Here is a 19,972-nt window from a genome sequence, read left to right on the forward strand (position 1 = left end):
CTTTATGCGCCGGGCCCACGAATACGGACGGCAGCATCCCGTGCCGCGGCTGGCCGGACGTGATCCGAGGGTGTGGGTCTCACCAGACCGGTCTCACTAGACTTGGGTTGTGCTCATTGGTTCGCATGTCAGCCCAACCGATCCGCTAGCCGCAGCGGACGCCGAAGGCGCTGACGTAGTGCAGATCTTCCTTGGCAATCCGCAGAGCTGGAAGGCTCCCAAGCCGCGGGACGACGCCGCCGCGCTGAAAGCCGCGAACCTGCCCATCTACGTGCATGCGCCCTACCTGATCAACCTTGCGTCGGCGAACAATCGCGTACGGATCCCGTCGCGCAAGATCCTGCAAGAGACCTGTGCTGCGGCTGCCGACATTGGCGCCGCGGCGGTGATCGTGCACGGTGGGCACGTCGCCGACGACAACGACATCGACAAGGGCTTCCAGCGCTGGCGCAAGGCGCTGGACCGGCTGGAAACCGAGGTTCCCGTCTACCTGGAAAACACCGCCGGCGGCGATCACGCGATGGCGCGCCGCTTCGACACCATCGCCCGGCTCTGGGACGTCATCGGCGACACCGGCATCGGCTTTTGCCTGGACACCTGCCACACCTGGGCGGCCGGCGAGGCGCTGGTCGATGCGGTGGACCGAATCAAGGCCATCACCGGCCGAATCGACCTGGTTCACTGCAACGACTCCAAGGACGAAGCGGGTTCGGGCCGTGACCGCCACGCCAACCTCGGTAGCGGGCAGATTGATCCTGACCTGCTGGTGGCTGCCGTCAAGGCGGCCGGCGCGCCGGTGATCTGCGAAACCGCCGACCAAGGTCGCAAGGACGACATCGCGTTTCTGCGGGAAAGAACCGGCAGCTGACTTCAAGCCCCGCGGCACCTACCGTTGACTTATGCTCCGCATGGTCGCCATGCTGCTCGCCGCTGTGCTTGCGTTCGCGGGCTGCTCGGGGGGAACGAGGTCGGCGGCGGGCTTCGGCAATGGCAATAGCGTGCACACCCTCGATGTCGATGGAGCCGGCCGCAGCTACCGGCTTTATAAGCCCGTCGGGTTGCCGTCCTCGGCGCCGCTGGTCGTCATGTTGCACGGCGGGTTCGGCAGCGCCAAGCAGGCCGAAAGGTCTTATGGCTGGGACGAATTGGCCGACTCCGAGAAGTTCCTCGTCGCCTACCCCGATGGCTATCACAGGGCTTGGAATGCCAATGGCGGAGGCTGCTGCGGCCGGCCCGCACGTGAAGGCGTCGACGACATCGGCTTCGTCCGCGCGGTCGTCGCCGACATCGCCAACAATGTCAGCATCGACCCCGCCCGGGTCTACGTCACGGGCATGAGCAACGGTGCCATCATGTCCTACACGCTGGCCTGCAACACCAGCATCTTCGCGGCGATCGGCGTCGTTTCGGGCACGCAACTAGACCCGTGTCAGTCCCCGCGTCCGGTGTCGGTCATCCACATCCATGGCACGGCCGATCCGCTGGTCCGCTACCACGGCGGGCCCGGCGCCGGGTTCGCGCGCATCGACGGTCCGCCGGTGCCCGATCTCAATGCGTTCTGGCGCGAGGTCAACCGGTGCGGCGCGCTGGATACCACGACCGAAGGTCCGGTCACCACATCGGGCGCCACATGCGCCGACAATCGCCGTGTCGTGCTGCTCACCGTCGATGACGCCGGCCATCGATGGCCGTCATTTGCCACCCAGACACTGTGGCGATTCTTTGCAGCGCACTTCAGATGAGGACAACACCATCCGTTACATTCTCTTGTGCAGTTGTAGAAAAAACGTAACATGGTGGCATGTCAGATACGCATGTCGTCACCAACCAGGTTCCGCCCTTGGGGAACTACAATCCCGCGTCATCCCCGGTGCTCATCGAGGCTCTGATCCGGGAGGGTGGCCAGTGGGGCCTGGATGAAGTAAACGAGGTCGGGGCAATTTCTGCCAGCTGCCAAGCCCAACGCTGGGGAGAGCTTGCAGACCGCAACCGGCCCATCCTGCATACCCACGACGCTTACGGGTACCGGGTCGATGAGGTGGAGTACGACCCGGCCTACCACGAGCTGATGCGTACCGCGATCACCCATGGCATGCACGCCGCACCGTGGGCTGACGACCGCCCGGGTGCGCACGTGGTGCGAGCGGCCAAGACATCGGTGTGGACCGTCGAGCCGGGCCATATCTGCCCCATCTCGATGACCTACGCCGTCGTTCCGGCGCTGCGGTATAACTCCGAGCTGGCCGCGGTCTACGAGCCGCTGCTGACCAGTCGTGAGTACGACCCGGAGCTGAAGCCGGCGACCACGAAGGCCGGCATCACCGCCGGCATGTCGATGACCGAGAAGCAGGGCGGCTCCGACGTGCGCGCCGGCACCACCCAGGCGACCCCGAATGCGGACGGCAGCTACAGCTTGACCGGCCACAAGTGGTTCACTTCGGCGCCGATGTGCGACATCTTCCTGGTGCTCGCGCAGGCACCGGGCGGGCTGTCGTGCTTCCTGCTACCGCGGGTGCTGCCCGATGGCACCCGCAACCGAATGTTCTTGCAGCGGCTCAAGGACAAGCTCGGCAACCACGCAAACGCCTCGAGCGAGGTCGAATACGACGGTGCCGTCGCGTGGCTGGTGGGCGAGGAGGGCCGCGGCGTGCCGACCATCATCGAGATGGTCAACCTCACCCGGCTGGACTGCGCTCTGGGCAGTGCCACCAGCATGCGCACCGGCCTAACCCGCGCCGTCCACCATGCCCAGCATCGGAAGGCGTTCGGCGCCTACCTGATCGACCAGCCGTTGATGCGCAACGTGCTGGCCGACCTGGCGGTGGAGGCCGAGGCCGCCACCATCGTGGCAATGCGGATGGCCGGTGCCACCGACAACGCGGTGCGCGGGAACGAGACCGAAGCGCTGCTGCGTCGCATCGGCCTGGCGGCCGCCAAGTACTGGGTGTGCAAGCGCTCCACCGCTCACGCCGCCGAAGCGCTGGAGTGCTTGGGCGGCAACGGTTATGTCGAGGATTCCGGGATGCCCCGGCTCTACCGGGAGGCGCCGTTGATGGGCATCTGGGAGGGCTCGGGCAATGTCAGCGCGCTAGATACCTTGCGCGCCATGGCAACCCGGCCCGCATGCGTCGAGGTGCTGTTTGACGAGCTGGCCCGCAGCGCAGGCCAGGACCCCAGGCTGGACGGCCACGTCGAAAGGCTGCGTCCGCAACTGGGCGATCTTGACACGATCGGTTATCGAGCCCGCAAGATTGCCGAAGACATCTGCCTGGCGTTGCAGGGATCGTTGTTGGTGCGCCACGGACATCCCGCCGTCGCCGAGGCGTTTCTGGCCACTCGGCTCGGCGGCCAGTGGGGCGGAGCGTACGGCACCATGCCGGCCGGTCTGGATCTCGCGCCCATCCTCGAGCGGGCGCTGGTAAAAGGCTGAGCGGCCGCTGATGACACACGCGATCAGGGGGGTCGACTTCGACAACCTGAAGACGATGACCTATGAGGTCACCGGTCGGATTGCGCGGATCACCTTCAACCGGCCGGAGAAGGGCAACGCCATCATCTCCGACACTCCGCTGGAGCTCTCGGCGTTGGTGGAACGCGCCGACCTCGACCCAGCTGTCCACGTCATCTTGGTGTCCGGCCGCGGCGAGGGGTTTTGTGCGGGCTTCGACCTGTCCGCCTACGCCGAGGGGTCGTCGTCGACCGGGGGCGGCGGCGCATACCAAGGCACGGTGCTAGATGGCAAGACCCAGGCCGTCAACCACCTACCGAACCAGCCGTGGGACCCGATGATCGACTACCAGATGATGAGCCGGTTCGTGCGCGGATTCGCCAGCCTGATGCATGCCGACAAGCCGACGGTGGTCAAGATCCACGGCTACTGCGTGGCCGGCGGCACCGACATCGCGCTGCACGCCGATCAGGTGATCGCCGCCGCCGACGCCAAGATCGGCTACCCGCCCACCCGGGTGTGGGGGGTGCCGGCGGCGGGCCTGTGGGCGCACCGGCTCGGCGACCAGCGGGCCAAACGGCTGCTGTTCACCGGCGATTGCATCACCGGCGCGCAGGCCGCCGAGTGGGGCCTGGCGGTGGAGGCGCCGGAGCCGGCCGACCTCGACGAGCGGACCGAGCGACTGGTGGCCCGGATCGCCGCACTGCCGGTCAATCAATTGATCATGGTCAAGCTCGCGCTCAATTCCGCTCTGCTGCAACAGGGTGTGGCCACCAGCAGGATGGTCAGCACCGTGTTCGACGGCGCCGCTCGGCACACACCCGAGGGGCACGCGTTTGTCGCCGACGCGGTCGAGCACGGCTTCCGGGATGCGGTGCGGCACCGTGACGAGCCGTTTGGCGACTACGGCCGTCAAGCATCGCGGGTGTAACCATGCCGGCCATGACCGCCCGTTCGGTGGTACTCAGCGTGCTGCTCGGTGCTCATCCCGCGTGGGCCGCCGCAAGCGAATTGATCCAGCTGACAGCGGATTTCGGTATCAAGGAGACGACGTTGCGGGTCGCGCTGACCCGCATGGTCGGTGCCGGGGATCTGGTTCGGTCCGCCGACGGCTACCGGCTCTCGGATCGGTTGCTGGCCCGCCAGCGACGACAAGATGAGGCCATGCGCCCACGGACCCGCGCTTGGCACGGAAACTGGCACATGCTGATTGTCACCAGCATCGGCACCGATGCTCGTACCCGGGCCGCACTGCGAACCTGCATGCACCACAAGCGTTTCGGTGAATTGCGGGAAGGGGTGTGGATGCGGCCGGACAATCTCGACCTCGACTTGGAGTCCGACGTTGCGGCCCGGGTTCGGATGCTGACGGCCCGCGACGAGGCCCCTGCCGACTTGGCCGGGCAGCTGTGGGATCTGTCGGGGTGGACCGAGGCCGGCCACCGGTTGCTCGGCGACATGGCAGCGGCCACCGACATGCCCGGGCGATTTGTGGTGGCTGCGGCGATGGTGCGCCACCTGCTCACCGATCCGATGTTGCCCGCTGAACTGTTGCCCGCCGACTGGCCGGGCGCCGGGTTGCGGGCGGCGTACCACGACTTCGCCACTGCAATGGCGAAACGACGCGATGCAACTCAACTTCTGGAGGTGACATGAGTGATCTGGTGCGTGTGGAGCGCAAAGGTCGGGTGACCACGGTGATTCTGAACCGGCCGGCCTCCCGCAACGCGGTCAACGGCCCGACCGCCGCGGCGTTGTGCGCGGCGTTCGAGCAATTCGACCGGGACGACGCCGCGTCGGTGGCCGTACTCTGGGGTGCGGGTGGAACCTTTTGTGCGGGAGCCGATTTGAAGGCCTTTGGCACACCGGAGGCCAACTCTGTGCACCGGACGGGTCCCGGCCCGATGGGGCCGTCACGAATGATGCTGTCCAAACCGGTGATCGCCGCCGTCAGCGGCTACGCCGTCGCCGGGGGGCTGGAATTGGCACTGTGGTGCGACCTGCGGGTGGCCGAGGAAGACGCCGTGTTCGGTGTGTTTTGCCGTCGCTGGGGGGTACCGCTCATCGACGGCGGCACCGTGCGACTGCCACGGCTGATCGGGCACAGCCGCGCGATGGACATGATCCTCACTGGCCGTGGGGTGCCGGCCGATGAAGCGCTGGCCATGGGGTTGGCCAATCGGGTGGTGCCCAAGGGTCAAGCCCGACAGGCGGCTGAGGAGTTGGCGGCGCAATTGGCCGCGCTGCCGCAGCAGTGTCTGCGATCGGATCGGCTGTCGGCGCTGCACCAGTGGGGCCTGCCCGAGTCCGCGGCGCTCGACCTCGAGTTCGCCAGCATCGCGCGGGTGGCCGGCGAGGCGCTAGCGGGGGCGAGACGGTTCGCCGCGGGTGCCGGTCGGCATGGGGCCCCGGCACCTCGGGCCGAACAGGGCGACACGCTTTAGGAGGGTACGGCTCAGACCAAGGCGAAGGTCCGTGCCGATGCCGGCGAGGGCCACGGCTGCGGAACGGGTCGTTGCCGGACAACCTGGGGCCACCAGAACCACTTTCCGAGGAGGGCCGCGATCGACGGTGTCATGAACGACCGGACGATCAGGGTGTCGAAGAGCAGGCCCATGCCGATGGTGGTGCCAACCTGGGCCATCACGGTCAGCTCGCTGACGGCAAACGACATCATGGTGAAGGCAAACACCAGCCCGGCGGCGGTCACCACCGACCCGCTGCCACCCATCGCACGGATGATGCCGGTGTTGATTCCGGCGTGGATCTCCTCCTTGAGCCGGGCAACCAGCAGCAGGTTGTAGTCCGCGCCGACGGCCAGCAGGATGATGACCGCCATCGCCAACACCAACCAGTGCAGCTCGATACCCAGGATGTGTTGCCAGATCAGCACCGACAGCCCGAACGAGGCGCCCAGCGACAACACCACGGTGCCGACGATGACGGCGGCCGCGACGACGCTGCGGGTGATGATCAGCATGATGATGAAGATCAGGCAGAGCGCGGAGATTCCGGCGATCATCAAGTCATAGGTGTTGCCGTCGGACAAGTCCTTGAACATCGCCGCGGTACCGCCCAGGTAGATCGCGGATCCCTCCAACGGTGTGCCCTTGATGGCTTCCTTGGCGGCGGTCTTGATCTTGGCGATGCGCGCGATGCCCGCCTGGCTCATCGGGTCGCCTTCGTGGCTGATGATGAACCGCACCGCGTGCCCGTCCGGCGAGAGGAACTGTTCCAGGCCGCGTTGGAAGTCGGGATTGTCGAAAACCTCGGGAGGCAGGCAATCCCCTGTAACCGTAGAGACTTGTTTGTAGGGATTTGATCTTGATAGGAGCCGGGCGCCGTGGCGGGTCTGGTGGGCAGGGCTGCTGCTCCTGCCCGTGCCGCTGTGCGGGAAGGGGCCGTAGAGGCTCCGGGGTCAAGGGCGGGCCGTAGGCCCGTCGCGTAGCGATCGCGGTAGCGACCCTTGAGGCCGGAGGGGCGGCCCCGTAGCCTGCCGCGGCGCTCGGCGGGCAGGACAGCGGCGGCGAAGCCGTCTCCTTCTGGGTTCATGCCGCCCGTTTCTGGGCGTGCTGTTCACCGGCTGGTTGCTCACTCCGTTGTTGACCACAGGCGCGTTCGTAGTCGACGGGGCTGAGCATGCCGTTCGTGGAATGCCGACGTTCAACGTTATACTCGTCGATCCAGGCGGCGACCGCGTGACGTGCCTCTTCACGTGTGTGGAAGTGGTTGTTGCGCAACAATTCCCATTCCAGAGTCGAGTTGAACGATTCCGCGGCCGCGTTGTCGAGAGCCGACCCGGTACGCCCCATCGATTGGGTGACGCGAGCGGATCGGCAAGCGCTGGCGAACAGTTCGCCGGTGTATTCACCGCCCTGGTCGGTGTGGAAAATGACCCCGGCCACCGACCCGCCGCGCACCGCAATGGCCATACACAGCGCCGCCCGCGCCAGCGCGGCGTCATGGTGCACCCCCATGGCGAACCCGGGCACCCGCCGCGAATGCAGGTCAATTACTGAGGCGAGGTGCAGTTTGCCCTCATCGGTGGGGATTTCGGTCAGATCGCCCACCCAGGCGAGGTTGGGGTGGTCGCGCGGGGAAAAGTCTCGGCCCAGCAGATCGGGGGCCTTACGCGCGGATTTGTCCGGTTTCGTGGTGCCGTGCCGGCGGCGTTTGCGCCGCGCTACCAGACCCTGCTCGCGCATCAGCGCCGCGACGGTGTTCACCGACACCCGCCACCCCATATCCCGTAGGTCAGCGGTAATCCGCGGTGATCCGTAGGTCCGCTTGTGCTTGGCGAACAGATACCCGATGGTGGCCGCCAACGCTTTTCGCCGTGCACGCCGTGGTGAACCATCGCTATGGCACCACTTGTAAAACCATGCCTGCGACACGCCCAGCGCGCGGCACGACACCGCGTGCGGGATACCGTGTTCTACCCTCTGAGTGGCGATTACAGCGGCCAGGCCTACCGATGCATCGCTTCCTTGACCCAGAGGGCGACCGAGCGCTTGAGAACATCGCGCTCCATCGCCAGCTCCGCATTCTCCGCACGCAACCGCTTGAGTTCCTCGCGTTCGCTCTCGCAAAGCCGCCCGTCACCACCGTCTCGGGCGCGCTCATCCTGCCTGACCCAGCTACCCAGGGTGCCGTCACTGATCCCGAGCTCACGAGCAACCTGCGCGATCGGTTTGCCGGTCTCCCGAACGATCCGGACGGCGCCTTCCTTGAACTGGGCATCGAACTTCCGCCGTGCCTCCATCGCCTAACCTCCTCATGGCGATGTCTCCACGATAAGAGGGGAAGCCCAGACAGATAGAACGAGTCGTCGTTGCGCGAAGCATCAAAGGCTTCGCCCATCGCCGCCGAATCCTCCTGCATCGCGGCCATCTGATCCTGCAGCCCTTCCTGGGTGGAATGCATGCTCAGCATCTGCGCCTTCATGCTCCTCATGGTCTGGATCATCTCGGGCATCATCGCGGTCAGCTGGGGCATGAGCGTGTCCAGGCGCTGCATGAGCGGCAGCAGGTTGTTGATGTCTTCGGTCATGACGTCGATTCCGTCGAGGGTGTCGAACACCGACCGCAGCGACCAGCAGACCGGGATGTCGTAGCAGTGCTTTTCCCAGTAGAAGTAGCTGCGGATGGGGCGGAAGAAATCGTCGAAATCCGCAATATGGTTGCGCAACTCCTCGACATCGACCACCATCCCGGTCATCTGAATGACCATTTCGTGGGTGACATCGGCCATCTGCTGGGTGAGGCTGTGCATCCGCTCCATCTGGTCGATGTTGGACTGAATGTCGTTGACCTGCTCCAGCATCCTGGCCGTCAGGTCCTGGTTGTATTTCTCGGTCAGCTTCTGGCTGGTGCCCTGCATGCTGATCAGGAACGGGATTGAGGTGTGCTCGATCGGTTTGCCGTCCGGCCGGGTGATGGCCTGCACCCGGGATATCCCCTCCACGGCGAAAATGGCCTTGGCGATCTTGTTGATCACCAAAAAGTCGGCCGAATTACGCATGTCGTGGTCGCTTTCGACCATCAGCACCTCGGGGTTCATCCGGGCCTGGGAGAAATGGCGCTCCGCGGCCGCATAGCCTTCGTTGGCCGGTAGGTCGGCGGGCAGGTAGTTGCGGTCGTTGTAGTTGGTCCGGTAGCCCGGCAGGGTCAGCAGACCGACGAGCGCCAGGGCCACCGCAGCGACCAGGATGGGGCCGGGCCAGCGGACGATGGCGGCCCCGACCTTGCGCCAGCCCCGCACCCGCGCCATCCGCTTGGGCTCGAGCAGCTTGCCGAACCGGCTCGTCACGGCGATTATCGCCGGGCCCAGGGTGAGCGCGGCGGCGACGACGATGACCATCCCGATCGCCAACGGCACACCGAGGGTCTGAAAGTACGGCAGTCGGGTGAAGCTCAGACAGAACGTGGCACCCGCGATGGTCAGACCCGAGCCCAGCACGACATGGGCGGTGCCGCCGAACATGGTGTAGTACGCCGACTCCCGGTCCTGGCCGAGCCCGCGTGCTTCCTGGTAGCGGCCGATCAGGAAGATGGCGTAGTCGGTGGCGGCCGCGATCGCCAGCACCACGAGCAGGTTGGTCGCGAAGGTCGAGAGCCCAATGATCCGGTGGAAACCGAGGAAAGCCACGCCCCCGCGGGTGGCGAGCAGCCCGAGCACCACCATCGTCAGCATGATCGCCGACGTGATGATCGACCGGTAGACCAGCAGCAACATCACGATGATCACGGTGAACGTGACCGCCTCGATCACCTGCAGACTACGGTCGCCGGCCTGCTGCTGATCGGCGACCAGCGCGGCCGAACCGGTGACGTACACCTTGACACCGGGTGGCGGCGCAAGGCGCTCGATGATGGTCTTGACCGCTTCCACGGACTCGTTGGCCAGTGACTCGCCCTGATTGCCCGCGAGTTTCACCTGAACGTAGGCGGCCTTGCCGTCGCTGCTCTGGGCGCCGGTGGCGGTCAGTGGATCCCCCCAAAAGTCCTGCAAGGACTGGACGTGGGTGGTGTCGGCTTGCAGTCTGCCGATCATCTGGTCGTAAAACGCATGGGCGGCGTCACCGAGCGGCCGCTGGCCCTCCAGCACGATCATCGCCGCGCTGTCGGAGTCTCCCTCCTCGAACACCTTGCCGATGTGTTTCATCGAGATCATCGACGGTGCCGCGTCGGGGCTCATCGACACCGCCTGTATCTGTCCGACCGTTTCCAGTTGCGGCACAGTGACGTTGAGGACGGCGATGGTGACCAACCACCCAAGGATGATCGGCACCGCGAAGGTACGGATCATTCTGGGGATGAACGGTCGCGCCGCGTGCCTGTCGGGCGGGACGGAGCCCGTCGGCGCAGCTGTCCTTTGCGCGATCATGCGGATTTCACAAAGCAGTAGGTCAGGGCATCCACGCCGGTTGCGGTCCGCTCGTCCTTCACTTCGCCATCGACGGTGATTCGGCAGGTGATCGAAGTGCCGTCGCCTTGCGCGAGGATGTTGGGGGCCGCGGACGGCGCCGTGGTCTTCAAGGTGAGCGACCACGGCAGGGCCGCGCCGTCGATCCGCTGTGGCTTGGCGTCGAGGTCCAGGTAGTTGATGTTGACGTAACTACCGGAGCCGGAAACTTCGTACTCCACCACCTTGGGGTCGAACGGCTCCGGGTCATCGGCGAAGACCTTCGGCGTCACCAAGATGCCTTCGGAACCAAAGAAAGTGCGGATCCGCTGCACCGTGAAGCCGGCGATGGCGACCACAACCAGGATGAGCAGCGGTATCCAGGCACGCTTGAGAGTTCCAATCATCGCCCTCCGCCTCTGTCGCATGAAGTTCACGCCGGTCTGGTGACGCATACCGAACGTCACAGATTTCAGAGTACAGTGAAACTTGTGAGCGTCAACGACGGGGTCGATCAGATGGGCGCCGAGCCCGACATCATGGAATTCGTCGAACAGATGGGCGGCTATTTCGAGTCCAGGAGTTTGACTCGGTTGGCGGGTCGATTGTTGGGCTGGCTGCTGGTGTGTGATCCCGAGCGGCAGTCCTCGGAGGAACTGGCGACGGCGCTGGCGGCCAGCAGCGGGGGGATCAGCACCAATGCCCGGATGCTGATCCAATTTGGGTTCATTGAGCGGCTCGCGGTCGCCGGGGATCGGCGCACCTATTTCCGGTTGCGGCCCAACGCTTTCGCGGCTGGCGAGCGTGAACGCATCCGGGCAATGGCCGAACTGCAGGACCTGGCTGACGTGGGGCTGAGGGCGCTGGGCGACGCCCCGCCGCAGCGAAGCCGACGGCTGCGGGAGATGCGGGATCTGTTGGCATATATGGAGAACGTCGTATCCGACGCCCTGGGGCGATACAGCCAGCGAACCGGAGAGGACGACTGATGAGCAACCTCGCAATCTGACCGAGGTGGCGAGCAAGACGGCGATTGGCCTGTGGTCACTCCTTGTTGATGCGGTTGCCCGCGCCGAGGTTATCGATTGTGGGGTCACCGTTTTTGTAGGTGACCGTGTTGTCCAGCCCAACAACAACGAGGCGCTCGTCGATCCTGTCGAAGGCGATCTTGTTGTTCGCACCACCGACGGTCACCGTTTCGCAGGTGCCGTTGACGGTCAGCGTGTTGTTCGAGCCGGCCACGTTCAGTGACTTGCCGTCAGCGCAGTCAAGGGTGGCGGTAGTCCCGATGGATCCGTAGGTCAGCATGTCACCGATCTGGATCGAAGCGGTTGTGGATTCTCCGGTCGTCACGGTCGGCGCCGCGGTCGGGCCGCTCGTCGCTGTCGTGGTGGTGGTGGGGGTCGCGGGCGTCGTGGTAGCTGCCGGCGGGTTGGCAGTGGAACTGCAGCCGGCCAGCGGCAACGCTGCGGCAGCCAGCGCCAGAGCAAAGGTCGCCAACCGGGAGTGGGTAGCGCGATCGGCGCGCAACGGTTTCTCGACCACCTCAGCCGACCCGCTGCAGTCGGTTTACCATTCCTAGTTCCCGGCCACGGTCCCAGATGAACGGATCACCATTGCGGAAGAACACCGTTTCGTCCCAGCCGTAGACGGTGATGTCGTTGATGATCGTGTCGGCGACAACGGTGTTGGACGAGCCCATCACGGTCACCGCCCAGCAGGTTCCCAGCGCGGTCACGATGTTCTGAGTGCCGTTGACCAACAAGGTGGATTCGTTGCAGTCCAGCGTCCGCTCGATGCCCTGCCCGGTGACATGGGTGTCGCCGTTCTTGGCGTGTGCGGCCGGCGGTGGGGCGGCCAAGGCGACAGCGATGGTGATGACACCGGCAGCCAGCGACGCGGCGACGGTGTTCCACTTCACGGTGGGCCCCCCTTCGACTGGGCGGGTGATGCTTGACTGAGCCTTGATCGGGCCTTGATTGAGCGTACGTGCATTCGCCCGGGCGACGACAGACCTGAGTGCATTTGCCGGGCAGGCACCCCGCGTCTGATGTCAGCTACTCCACAACCCGGTCGCTAGAGTCATTAGTTGGCCCTAACGTCCCCCGAAGACCGGTGCGGACCCAAAGCCGATCACCCCAACCGAAGGGCGAACCGCCATGGCAGCTCAGCCGCAAGCACCGTCAGCGGGCGGCCGCCCGCGCGCGGGGAAAGCGGTGAAGTCCGTGGCTCGCCCGGCCAAACTGAGCCGTGAGAGCATCGTCGAGGGCGCCCTGACCTTTTTGGATCGGGAGGGGTGGGACTCGCTGACCATCAATGCGCTGGCGACCCAGCTCGGGACCAAGGGGCCGTCGCTGTACAACCACGTGGACAGCCTCGAGGATCTACGCCGGGCGGTGCGGATTCGGGTGATCGACGACATCATCACGATGCTGAATAGGGTCGGTGCGGGTCGCGCACGCGATGACGCGGTGTTGGTCATGGCCGGTGCCTACCGCAGCTACGCCCACCACCACCCGGGTCGGTACTCGGCGTTCACCCGGATGCCGCTGGGCGGTGACGATCCCGAATACACCGCTGCGACTAGGGGCGCAGCCGCGCCCGTCATCGCCGTGCTGTCCTCGTACGGCCTCGACGGTGAGCAGGCTTTCTACGCGGCGCTCGAGTTTTGGTCGGCACTGCATGGGTTTGTGTTGCTGGAAATGACCGGCGTCATGGACGACATCGATACCGATGCGGTGTTCACCGACATGGTGCTGCGGCTGGCGGCGGGCATGGAAAGGCGCACCACACACGGTGGTACCGCGTCAACGTAGCGCCCTGCTTCGGCCGCAACGCCCGCTTTGACCTGCCAGACTGGCGGCGGGTATTGTGGTTGCTCGTGCCTGGCGGCTTACGCCTGATGTAGGGGCGTGGATGCCGGGCCAATTCGCATGTCCGCGATGCCTCGGATGAGACGAATCGAGTTTGAGGCAAGCTATGCGACACACCCGGCCGCGGGTAACCGTGGCGGGGCATGGCCGACAAACAGAACGTGAAAGCGCCCAAGATAGAAAGCCGGTAGATGCCAACCATCCAGCAGCTGGTCCGCAAGGGTCGTCGGGACAAGATCAGTAAGGTCAAGACCGCGGCTCTGAAGGGCAGCCCGCAGCGTCGTGGTGTATGCACCCGCGTGTACACCACCACTCCGAAGAAGCCGAACTCGGCGCTTCGGAAGGTTGCCCGCGTGAAGTTGACGAGTCAGGTCGAGGTCACGGCGTACATTCCCGGCGAGGGCCACAACCTGCAGGAGCACTCGATGGTGCTGGTGCGCGGCGGCCGGGTGAAGGACCTGCCTGGTGTGCGCTACAAGATCATCCGCGGTTCGCTGGATACGCAGGGTGTCAAGAACCGCAAACAGGCACGCAGCCGTTACGGCGCTAAGAAGGAGAAGGGCTGATGCCACGCAAGGGGCCCGCGCCCAAGCGTCCGTTGGTCAACGACCCGGTCTACGGATCGCAGTTGGTCACCCAGTTGGTGAACAAGGTTCTGTTGAAGGGGAAAAAATCGCTGGCCGAGCGCATTGTTTATGGTGCGCTTGAGCAAGCTCGCGACAAGACCGGCACCGATCCGGTGATCACCCTCAAGCGGGCTCTCGACAATGTCAAACCCGCCCTGGAGGTGCGCAGCCGTCGCGTCGGCGGCGCGACCTATCAGGTGCCTGTCGAGGTGCGCCCCGACCGGTCGACCACGCTGGCGCTGCGCTGGCTCGTCGGCTACTCGCGGCAACGCCGTGAGAAGACGATGATCGAGCGCCTGGCAAATGAGATCCTGGATGCCAGCAATGGCCTTGGGGCCTCCGTCAAGCGGCGTGAGGACACCCACAAGATGGCCGAGGCGAACCGAGCCTTTGCGCATTATCGCTGGTGAGAAGCGCCGGTTAGCCAGCCAGGGCGCAAACCGACAGTGATAGACAGCTAACTAGCAACCGAAAGAGTGGGAAGACTTCTGTGGCACAGAAGGACGTGCTGACCGACCTGAGTAGGGTCCGCAACTTCGGCATCATGGCGCACATCGATGCCGGCAAGACCACAACCACCGAGCGCATCCTGTACTACACCGGTATCAACTACAAGATTGGTGAGGTGCACGACGGCGCAGCCACCATGGACTGGATGGAACAGGAACAGGAGCGCGGCATCACCATCACCTCTGCGGCCACGACCACGTTCTGGAAAGACAACCAGCTCAATATCATCGACACGCCAGGGCATGTGGATTTCACCGTCGAGGTGGAGCGCAATCTGCGCGTGCTCGACGGCGCGGTCGCGGTTTTCGACGGCAAAGAGGGTGTCGAACCGCAGTCCGAACAGGTGTGGCGGCAGGCCGACAAATACGATGTCCCCCGAATCTGCTTCGTCAACAAGATGGACAAGATCGGTGCGGACTTCTACTTCTCGGTTCGCACGATGGGGGAGCGGCTTGGGGCCAACGCCGTGCCCATTCAGCTTCCCGTCGGTGCGGAGGCCGACTTCGAAGGCGTCGTCGACCTGGTGGAGATGAACGCCAAGGTGTGGCGCGGCGAGACGAAACTCGGCGAAACCTACGACACCGTGGAAATACCGGCCGACCTGGCCGAGCAGGCTGAGGAGTACCGGACCAAGCTGCTCGAGGTGGTCGCCGAGTCCGACGAGCACCTGTTGGAGAAGTACCTGGGCGGTGAGGAGCTCACCGTCGACGAGATCAAGGGCGCGATCCGCAAGCTGACAATCGCCAGCGAGATCTACCCGGTGCTGTGCGGCAGCGCGTTCAAGAACAAGGGCGTGCAGCCGATGCTGGATGCCGTCGTCGACTACCTGCCGTCGCCGCTGGACGTTCCGCCGGCGATCGGGCACGCGCCCGCCAAGGAGGACGAGGAGGTGGTGCGCAAGGCGACCACCGACGAGCCCTTTGCGGCCCTGGCGTTCAAGATCGCTACTCACCCGTTCTTCGGCAAGCTCACCTACATCCGGGTGTACTCGGGCACCGTCGAGTCGGGTAGCCAGGTCATCAATGCCACCAAGGGCAAGAAAGAACGGCTGGGCAAGCTGTTCCAGATGCACTCCAACAAGGAGAACCCGGTCGATAGGGCTAGTGCCGGTCACATCTACGCGGTGATCGGTCTCAAGGACACCACCACCGGTGACACCTTGAGCGACCCGAACCAGCAGATCGTGCTGGAGTCGATGACCTTCCCCGACCCGGTGATCGAGGTGGCCATCGAGCCGAAGACCAAGAGCGACCAAGAGAAGCTGAGTCTGTCGATCCAGAAGCTCGCCGAAGAGGATCCGACCTTCAAGGTGCACCTGGATTCCGAGACCGGCCAGACCGTCATCGGCGGCATGGGCGAGCTGCATCTGGACATCCTGGTGGACCGCATGCGCCGGGAATTCAAGGTCGAGGCCAACGTCGGCAAGCCTCAGGTTGCCTACAAGGAGACCATCAAGCGGCTCGTGCAGAACGTCGAGTACACCCACAAGAAGCAGACGGGTGGCTCGGGCCAGTTCGCCAAGGTCATCATCAACCTCGAGCCGTTCACCGGTGAAGAGGGCGCGACCTATGAGTTCGAGAGCAAAGTCACCGGCGGGCGTATCCCGCGGGAGTACATCCCGTCGGTGGATGCCGGCGCACAGGACGCCATGCAGTACGGCGTGCTGGCCGGCTATCCGCTGGTGAACCTGAAGGTCACGCTGCTCGACGGCGCCTACCACGAGGTTGACTCCTCGGAAATGGCGTTCAAGATCGCGGGCTCGCAGGTGCTCAAAAAGGCTGCCGCACTTGCGCAGCCGGTGATCCTGGAACCGATCATGGCGGTCGAGGTGACCACACCCGAGGACTACATGGGTGACGTGATAGGCGACCTGAACTCCCGCCGTGGCCAGATCCAGGCCATGGAGGAGCGGGCTGGTGCGCGCGTTGTTAGGGCGCACGTGCCGCTGTCGGAGATGTTCGGCTACGTCGGTGACCTTCGGTCCAAGACTCAAGGCCGGGCAAACTACTCCATGGTGTTCGACTCGTACTCCGAAGTGCCGGCGAACGTGTCGAAGGAAATCATCGCGAAGGCGACGGGCGAGTGAGCGCAAGCTCGCGAGTGAGGAGCCGAGCAATGGGTACAGCGAAGGCGACGGGCGAGTGAGCGCAAGCTCGCGAGTGAGGAGCCGAGCAATGGGTACAGCGAAGGCGACGGGCGAGTGAGCGCAAGCTCACGAGTGAGGAGCCGAGCAATGGGTACAGCGAAGGCGACGGGCGAGTGAGCGCAAGCTCGCGAGTGAGGAGCCGAGCAATGGGTACAGCGAAGGCGACGGGCGACTAGGCGATGCGAAGACGACCGCTAGTGAGCGAAGCTCACGAGCAATGAGCAGCGCGAAGGCGACTGGCGAGTAGATACAACCATACGAGTAGGCTGGCCCGGTTACGACCGCGGCATAACTGAAAACATCAACACTGCTTTTATAAGCACTAACAAGTCCAGGAGGACACAAAAGTGGCGAAGGCGAAGTTCCAGCGGACCAAGCCCCACGTCAACATCGGGACCATCGGTCACGTTGACCACGGCAAGACCACCCTGACCGCGGCTATCACCAAGGTCCTGCACGACAAATTCCCCGATCTGAACGAGACGAAGGCATTCGACCAGATCGACAACGCCCCCGAGGAGCGTCAGCGCGGTATCACCATCAACATCGCGCACGTGGAGTACCAGACCGACAAGCGGCACTACGCACACGTCGACGCCCCTGGCCACGCCGACTACATCAAGAACATGATCACCGGTGCCGCGCAGATGGACGGTGCGATCCTGGTGGTCGCCGCCACCGACGGCCCGATGCCCCAGACCCGCGAGCACGTTCTGCTGGCGCGTCAAGTGGGTGTGCCCTACATCCTGGTAGCGCTGAACAAGGCCGACGCAGTGGACGACGAGGAGCTGCTCGAACTCGTCGAGATGGAGGTCCGCGAGCTGCTGGCTGCACAGGAATTCGACGAGGACGCCCCGGTTGTGCGGGTCTCGGCGCTCAAGGCGCTCGAGGGTGACGCGAAGTGGGTTGCCTCTGTCGAGGAACTGATGAACGCGGTCGACGAGTCGATTCCGGACCCGGTCCGCGAGACCGACAAGCCGTTCCTGATGCCGGTCGAGGACGTCTTCACCATTACCGGCCGCGGAACCGTGGTCACCGGACGTGTGGAGCGCGGCGTGATCAACGTGAACGAGGAAGTTGAGATCGTCGGCATTCGCCCATCGACCACCAAGACCACCGTCACCGGTGTGGAGATGTTCCGCAAGCTGCTCGACCAGGGCCAGGCGGGCGACAACGTTGGTTTGCTGCTGCGGGGCGTCAAGCGCGAGGACGTCGAGCGTGGCCAGGTTGTCACCAAGCCCGGCACCACCACGCCGCACACCGAGTTCGAAGGCCAGGTCTACATCCTTTCCAAGGACGAGGGCGGCCGGCACACGCCGTTCTTCAACAACTACCGTCCGCAGTTCTACTTCCGCACCACCGACGTGACCGGTGTGGTGACACTGCCGGAGGGCACCGAGATGGTGATGCCCGGTGACAACACCAACATCTCGGTGAAGTTGATCCAGCCCGTCGCCATGGACGAAGGTCTGCGTTTCGCGATCCGCGAGGGTGGCCGCACCGTGGGCGCCGGCCGGGTCACCAAGATCATCAAGTAGGTCTACCGGCCACCAGACGCAAAAGAACATGATGGGCGCACCAGCGCCCATCATGTTCTTTTGCGTCTGCTCGCGAAAATGCCCAGCGTGCGGCGCTACGCTGACATGGACCCTCCGACGAGGCAAGGAGCAGGCACGTGTTAGCGCGCTACATCAAGATGCAGTTATTGGTGCTGTTGTGCGGTGGTCTGGTCGGGCCGATCTTCTTGGTCGTCTACTTCACGCTCGGACTGGGCAGCCTGATGTCGTGGATGTTCTATGTCGGTCTGAGCATTACCGTTGCTGACGTGCTGGTCGCGCTCGCATTGACCAACTACGGGGCAAAGACCGCTGCCAAGACCGCGGCACTTGAACGGAGTGGAGTGCTGGCGCTCGCCCAAATCACCGGGCTCAGCGAGACGGGGACCCGGATCAACGATCAACCGCTGGTAAAGGTGCACCTGCACATCTCGGGACCCGGCATCACTCCGTTCGACACGGAAGACCGGGTCATCGCCAGTGTGACCCGGCTGGGCAATCTCACGGCTCGAAAACTGGTGGTATTGGTGAATCCCGCCACGCAGCAATACCTGATCGACTGGGAACGAAGCGCTTTGGTCAACGGCCTGGTGCCCGCCCAATTCACCGTCGCCGAAGACAACAAGACCTACGACTTGAGTGGGCAAACCGGCCCGCTGATGGAGATCTTGCAGATTCTGAAGGCAAACAACGTTCCGCTGAACCGGATGGTTGACATCCGCTCGAATCCGGCACTGCGTCAGCAAGTCCAAGCGGTGGTGCGGCGGGCAGCCGAGCGGCAGGCGCCGGCGGCCGAGCCAGCGTCGCAAGGATCGATCGCCGAGCGGCTTGCGGAGCTGGAATCGCTGCGCGCCAGCGGTGCGGTCAACGCGGCGGAATACGAGAGCAAGCGCGCCCAGATCATCTCCGAAATCTGAGGCGAGCTGGGGCACCATCCGCTGGCGAGCAGACGCGAAAGCCCGCGACACGCCGAGGCATCGGGGGATTTTGTGTCTGGTGGGCGGGAATCTGGGGCACGTTAGAACACGTTACAGTTTCGCTGCTAGCCTGACAGTCGGCGAGAGGGGCGTACGTGTCTGCGCGGGGAGGATCACTGCACGGCCGGGTGGCATTTGTCACCGGCGCCGCCCGCGCCCAAGGACGGTCGCACGCGGTGCGGCTGGCGCGCGAGGGGGCCGATATCGTCGCGCTGGACATCTGCGCGCCAGTATCCGGCAGCGTGACTTACCCGCCGGCCACGTCCGAAGATCTCGGCGAGACCGTCCGCGCGGTGGAAGCCGAAGGCCGCAAGGTGCTCGCCCGCGAGGTGGATATTCGCGACGACGCCGAGTTGCGGCGGCTGGTGGCCGATGGTGTCGAGCAGTTCGGCCGGCTCGACATCGTGGTGGCCAACGCCGGGGTGCTGGGTTGGGGCAGGCTCTGGGAACTCACCGATGAGCAGTGGGAGACCGTTATCGGGGTCAACTTGACGGGTACGTGGCGCACCTTGCGGGCCACCGTGCCCGCGATGATCGATGCCGGCAATGGGGGTTCGATTGTGGTTGTCAGCTCGTCGGCGGGGTTGAAGGCGACACCGGGCAACGGCCACTACGCGGCCAGCAAGCATGCACTCGTAGCGCTGACCAACACGTTGGCGATAGAGCTCGGTGAATTCGGCATACGGGTCAACTCCATTCATCCTTACTCGGTCGACACCCCGATGATCGAACCGGAGGCAATGATTCAGACGTTCGCCAAGCATCCCGGATATGTGCATAGCTTTCCACCAATGCCGTTGCAGCCCAAAGGTTTTATGACACCAGACGAGATATCCGACGTCGTTGTCTGGTTGGCCGGCGACGGCTCGGGCGCACTGTCGGGCAATCAGATCCCGGTCGATAAGGGTGCCTTGAAGTATTGACGCGCGATCG

18 protein-coding genes and 2 pseudogenes are annotated in these 19,972 nt (G+C 64.5%); 14 read left to right on the forward strand and 6 right to left on the reverse strand.

Features of this window, described 5'->3' with window-relative positions; genetic code table 11:
- Positions 1-109 precede the first annotated feature (109 nt).
- From MCAN_RS03480 to MCAN_RS03505, 6 genes are read left to right on the forward strand one after another with little or no spacing between them, the layout of a single operon-like run.
- Positions 110-868 (forward strand): deoxyribonuclease IV, encoded by a 759-nt coding sequence (locus MCAN_RS03480; protein WP_014000351.1) that lies wholly within the window; start codon positions 110-112, stop codon positions 866-868.
- A gap of 31 nt (positions 869-899) precedes the next feature.
- The gene (locus MCAN_RS03485) at positions 900-1,742 is read left to right on the forward strand and encodes an alpha/beta hydrolase family esterase (protein ID WP_014000352.1); all 843 of its coding nucleotides are present in this window, start codon (positions 900-902) and stop codon (positions 1,740-1,742) included.
- A gap of 59 nt (positions 1,743-1,801) precedes the next feature.
- Positions 1,802-3,430 (forward strand): acyl-CoA dehydrogenase family protein, encoded by a 1,629-nt coding sequence (locus MCAN_RS03490; RefSeq protein WP_014000353.1) that lies wholly within the window; start codon positions 1,802-1,804, stop codon positions 3,428-3,430.
- Positions 3,431-3,440: 10 nt separating this feature from the next.
- Positions 3,441-4,379, forward strand: coding sequence for a crotonase/enoyl-CoA hydratase family protein (locus MCAN_RS03495; RefSeq protein ID WP_014000354.1), 939 nt, complete (start codon positions 3,441-3,443; stop codon positions 4,377-4,379).
- A 2-nt stretch (positions 4,380-4,381) separates the two neighbouring features.
- Entirely contained in the window at positions 4,382-5,104 is a 723-nt protein-coding gene (locus MCAN_RS03500) for a PaaX family transcriptional regulator C-terminal domain-containing protein (protein ID WP_014000355.1), read from the forward strand.
- Complete coding sequence (locus MCAN_RS03505; protein WP_014000356.1) at positions 5,101-5,892, forward strand: crotonase/enoyl-CoA hydratase family protein; 792 nt, start codon at positions 5,101-5,103, stop codon at positions 5,890-5,892. Before MCAN_RS03500 ends, MCAN_RS03505 begins: the two co-directional genes overlap by 4 nt.
- Positions 5,893-5,903: 11 nt before the next feature.
- On the opposite strand, the pseudogene mmpL5 (MCAN_RS03510) reads toward MCAN_RS03505, so the two are convergent.
- The 4 genes and pseudogenes from mmpL5 (MCAN_RS03510) to mmpS5 all read right to left on the reverse strand — a co-directional run.
- A pseudogene (gene mmpL5 / locus MCAN_RS03510) lies at positions 5,904-6,728 on the reverse strand (siderophore RND transporter MmpL5); the annotation flags it as partial.
- A gap of 268 nt (positions 6,729-6,996) precedes the next feature.
- Positions 6,997-7,863 carry an IS3 family transposase gene (locus MCAN_RS03515; protein WP_014000357.1) on the reverse strand — a complete coding sequence of 289 codons (867 nt, stop codon included), beginning with the start codon at positions 7,861-7,863 and terminating at the stop codon, positions 6,997-6,999.
- Positions 7,864-8,260: 397 nt separating this feature from the next.
- A pseudogene (mmpL5, locus tag MCAN_RS03520) lies at positions 8,261-10,333 on the reverse strand (siderophore RND transporter MmpL5); the annotation flags it as partial.
- A complete protein-coding gene (gene mmpS5, locus MCAN_RS03525; protein ID WP_003403439.1) occupies positions 10,330-10,758 on the reverse strand; it encodes a siderophore transporter accessory protein MmpS5 in 429 nt (142 codons plus the stop codon). The gene mmpS5 and the pseudogene mmpL5 (MCAN_RS03520), both read right to left, overlap by 4 nt.
- Positions 10,759-10,842: 84 nt before the next feature.
- On the opposite strand from mmpS5, the gene mmpR5 reads away from it, so the two are divergent.
- On the forward strand, positions 10,843-11,340 hold the full coding sequence (mmpR5, locus tag MCAN_RS03530) for a siderophore transport transcriptional regulator MmpR5 (RefSeq protein WP_003403442.1): 498 nt from the start codon (positions 10,843-10,845) through the stop codon (positions 11,338-11,340).
- Between the two features lie 55 nt (positions 11,341-11,395).
- Here the strand turns inward: mmpR5 and MCAN_RS03535 are convergent, their stop codons facing one another.
- Both MCAN_RS03535 and MCAN_RS03540 read right to left on the reverse strand, forming a co-directional pair.
- A complete protein-coding gene (locus MCAN_RS03535) occupies positions 11,396-11,896 on the reverse strand; it encodes a DUF3060 domain-containing protein (protein WP_014000358.1) in 501 nt (166 codons plus the stop codon).
- A gap of 1 nt (position 11,897) precedes the next feature.
- Positions 11,898-12,272 (reverse strand): DUF3060 domain-containing protein, encoded by a 375-nt coding sequence (locus MCAN_RS03540; RefSeq protein ID WP_003403448.1) that lies wholly within the window; start codon positions 12,270-12,272, stop codon positions 11,898-11,900.
- Between the two features lie 304 nt (positions 12,273-12,576).
- On the opposite strand from MCAN_RS03540, the gene MCAN_RS03545 reads away from it, so the two are divergent.
- The 7 genes from MCAN_RS03545 to MCAN_RS03575 all read left to right on the forward strand — a co-directional run bounded on the left by MCAN_RS03545 (position 12,577) and on the right by MCAN_RS03575 (position 19,962).
- Entirely contained in the window at positions 12,577-13,167 is a 591-nt protein-coding gene (locus MCAN_RS03545; RefSeq protein WP_003403451.1) for a TetR/AcrR family transcriptional regulator, read from the forward strand.
- 248 nt (positions 13,168-13,415) lie between these two features.
- Entirely contained in the window at positions 13,416-13,790 is a 375-nt protein-coding gene (gene rpsL, locus MCAN_RS03550) for a 30S ribosomal protein S12 (RefSeq protein WP_003403453.1), read from the forward strand.
- A complete protein-coding gene (gene rpsG / locus MCAN_RS03555) occupies positions 13,790-14,260 on the forward strand; it encodes a 30S ribosomal protein S7 (protein WP_003403456.1) in 471 nt (156 codons plus the stop codon). The genes rpsL and rpsG overlap by 1 nt, the downstream gene beginning before the upstream one ends.
- A gap of 80 nt (positions 14,261-14,340) precedes the next feature.
- Positions 14,341-16,446 carry an elongation factor G gene (fusA, locus tag MCAN_RS03560; protein ID WP_003898554.1) on the forward strand — a complete coding sequence of 702 codons (2,106 nt, stop codon included), beginning with the start codon at positions 14,341-14,343 and terminating at the stop codon, positions 16,444-16,446.
- A 407-nt stretch (positions 16,447-16,853) separates the two neighbouring features.
- Entirely contained in the window at positions 16,854-18,044 is a 1,191-nt protein-coding gene (gene tuf / locus MCAN_RS03565; RefSeq protein ID WP_003403463.1) for an elongation factor Tu, read from the forward strand.
- A gap of 137 nt (positions 18,045-18,181) precedes the next feature.
- Positions 18,182-18,979: an SHOCT domain-containing protein gene (locus MCAN_RS03570; protein WP_014000359.1), complete on the forward strand. Its 798-nt coding sequence runs from the start codon at positions 18,182-18,184 to the stop codon at positions 18,977-18,979.
- Positions 18,980-19,134: 155 nt separating this feature from the next.
- The gene (locus tag MCAN_RS03575) at positions 19,135-19,962 is read left to right on the forward strand and encodes an Rv0687 family mycofactocin-dependent SDR oxidoreductase (RefSeq protein ID WP_003403468.1); all 828 of its coding nucleotides are present in this window, start codon (positions 19,135-19,137) and stop codon (positions 19,960-19,962) included.
- Positions 19,963-19,972 lie beyond the last annotated feature (10 nt).

Origin of the sequence: Mycobacterium canetti CIPT 140010059, assembly GCF_000253375.1 — a bacterium.
GTDB classification, from domain to species: Bacteria; Actinomycetota; Actinomycetes; order Mycobacteriales; family Mycobacteriaceae; genus Mycobacterium; species Mycobacterium tuberculosis.

Excerpts from the sequence above, each read along its gene's own strand:
- MCAN_RS03485 (WP_014000352.1), top strand. The coding sequence starts at position 900 with ATGCTCCGCATGGTCGCCATGCTGCTCGCCGCTGTGCTTGCGTTCGCG.
- MCAN_RS03490 (WP_014000353.1), top strand. The coding sequence starts at position 1,802 with ATGTCAGATACGCATGTCGTCACCAACCAGGTTCCGCCCTTGGGGAAC.
- MCAN_RS03495 (WP_014000354.1), top strand. The coding sequence starts at position 3,441 with ATGACACACGCGATCAGGGGGGTCGACTTCGACAACCTGAAGACGATG.
- MCAN_RS03500 (WP_014000355.1), top strand. The coding sequence starts at position 4,382 with ATGCCGGCCATGACCGCCCGTTCGGTGGTACTCAGCGTGCTGCTCGGT.
- MCAN_RS03505 (WP_014000356.1), top strand. The coding sequence starts at position 5,101 with ATGAGTGATCTGGTGCGTGTGGAGCGCAAAGGTCGGGTGACCACGGTG.
- mmpS5 (WP_003403439.1), bottom strand. The coding sequence starts at position 10,758 with ATGATTGGAACTCTCAAGCGTGCCTGGATACCGCTGCTCATCCTGGTT.
- rpsL (WP_003403453.1), top strand. The coding sequence starts at position 13,416 with ATGCCAACCATCCAGCAGCTGGTCCGCAAGGGTCGTCGGGACAAGATC.
- rpsG (WP_003403456.1), top strand. The coding sequence starts at position 13,790 with ATGCCACGCAAGGGGCCCGCGCCCAAGCGTCCGTTGGTCAACGACCCG.